Source organism: Pseudonocardia sp. Ae331_Ps2 (assembly GCF_001932405.1).
GTDB lineage: Bacteria > Actinomycetota > Actinomycetes > Mycobacteriales > Pseudonocardiaceae > Pseudonocardia.
In genome coordinates this window covers 1-2,005 of record NZ_MCIM01000023.1, presented here as the reverse complement: position 1 = coordinate 2,005, position 2,005 = coordinate 1, and the positions used below count along the sequence as shown (strand labels likewise).

Sequence of the window (2,005 nt, the reverse complement as noted above, 5' to 3'; positions counted from 1 at the left end):
TCAGACAGTCGAGACGGGGAGCCCCCTCGACCTCGACCAGCTGTACTCGCGGGCTCCGGACGCAACGGCGGACTCGTCCGGGGGTGTGCGGTGAGCGTCGCGGTGATGGATGCGGTGTTCCGGTCTGATGTGGCGGGGTCCTCGCGGCGGGCGGTGTTGCTGGCGATCGCTGACCACGCGAACGAGCGTGGGTTGTGTTTCCCGGCGGTGATGTCGGTGGCGCGGAAGACCGGGTTGTCGCGGGCGACGGTGTTCCGGTCGTTGAACGATCTGGAGCGTGAGGGTGTGCTGCGGCGTGCCCGGCGGCGCCGTAGGAACGGGGCGTGGACGTCGAATGGTTACTGGATCCAGGTCGAGGTGCTCCAGGCCCGGAACCGGGCGAGGCTCCGGGCTCGGGTGGAGCTCGACACCCTCGAGGTGTTGTTCGGCATCGCACCAGCCGCCGACACAGACGCCGAGCCGGACACCGGCTCGGTCCTCGACACGGGCGCCGGAATAGTCGACGGAGCGGTCGGTGCGGCGGTCGGTGCGGGGGCGGATCCGGCGGGTCTGAGGGGTCTGTCCGAGGCTCCTGGGGCGGGTCTCGGCGGGCACACCGCCGGCCTGCCCGAACCGGTGTTTCCGCAGCTCACCCCCCCGTCGCACGGTGAGACCCCCCCCGTCTCACGGTGCGACCCCACGGGGGTCTCACCGCGGGTTGCCTGGAACCGTCAGATGACCATCACGGGGGAGGCCACGCGCGCGAGCGCGCCCGCGACCGGTGTCGACCCGGACCGGTCGGGCACCGCTCGTCCGGACCCCGAGCGGGACACCCCGATCAACGCCCCCCAGGAGTCCGCGACCCGAACACCCCGCCCGGAGGAAGCGGGACCGGCGGCTGCGGATCCGCTGGAGCAGCCCGCCCTGGCCGAGACCTCGGCGGTACTCGACGCGCTACGCCCGGAACCCGCCGCCGCACCTGCACCGCAAGCGGCACCGCCGGCCACCGACCAGGCCGACCAGGGCCCACCGGTCGCCGCTGCTCCGATCGTGCCTGACCTGGTCACCACCGCCGCGGCGCAAGCCCACACCCCGCCCGCACCGGCCGAGCTGGTGCCGGACCCGGAGCGGCGGGGGACTTGGCTCTGCCCGCGTCACCTCGCCCACCCCGACCCCCACGACCGGCCCTGCGGCGGCTGTGGAACGGTCCGCAAGCGGATGCAAGCCCAAGAGGCCCAGCAGGCCGCTACGGCCGCTCAGCGGCGCTCTGAGGCCGCGCAACAGGCACGCCAGCGCATCGCCGGCTGCGCCGAATGCGACGAGTACGGACAGGTCGTCGATCCCGCCACCGGTGACTACCCGCCCCTCGCGCTCAAATGCGACCACGTCACACCCGCTGCCGACCGGATCGCCCGACAGGCCCGCCACCTCGCCGCACAAGCCGCCACCGACGCCCAGGCCCGCCAGATCAGCCCCGCCACCCGAGCACTGATCGAGTCCACCCGCGCCCGCCTGATCGCCCGCACCAGCACCAACGCCCCGACCGGCCGACGACGCCTCAACCCGAAAACCTGGAGATAACCAGACAAACCGAACATGCCCGGATAAATCCGGCCCGGCCCGGCGTGGCCCGGCCCGGGGTGGGCCGGCCCGGGGTGGGCCGGCCCGGGGTGGGCTCGTGGGCGCACGAGTCGGTGACAACCAGCGCCACCGCTGGTGCGCCTGCCTACCGGTCGCGCACAGTGCACCGGTGAACACGCCCCGCGACACCGACGCCCAGGCCGGCCCGGACAGACCGGCCAGTCAGAGTGATCGGCTGGCATGGCCGACCTGGATGTCCGGACCCGACCGCGCGTCCTCCCGGGCAGCGGCCGAAGCCGACACCGCCGTACTCAACCGCGCCGACCTGGTCGACGCCCTCGCACGCGACCACCCGGCCAGGGACCGTGCGGCGGCTCACCGCCGCACGCGCACCCAGGCCCCGACAGCGCCGGAGGGGCCCCGGCCGGCTACCGGGCCGTGGCTC

Annotated in this window: 2 protein-coding genes; both read left to right on the top strand. The window is 74.0% G+C overall.

Annotated features, from left to right (window positions below):
- Positions 1 to 90: 90 nt before the first annotated feature.
- On the top strand, positions 91 to 1,560 hold the full coding sequence (locus Ae331Ps2_RS30165; protein WP_075329936.1) for a helix-turn-helix domain-containing protein: 1,470 nt from the start codon (positions 91 to 93) through the stop codon (positions 1,558 to 1,560).
- A gap of 169 nt (positions 1,561 to 1,729) precedes the next feature.
- The coding region (locus Ae331Ps2_RS32910) for a hypothetical protein (protein WP_217695678.1) at positions 1,730 to 2,005 on the top strand (276 nt) is incomplete at its 3' end.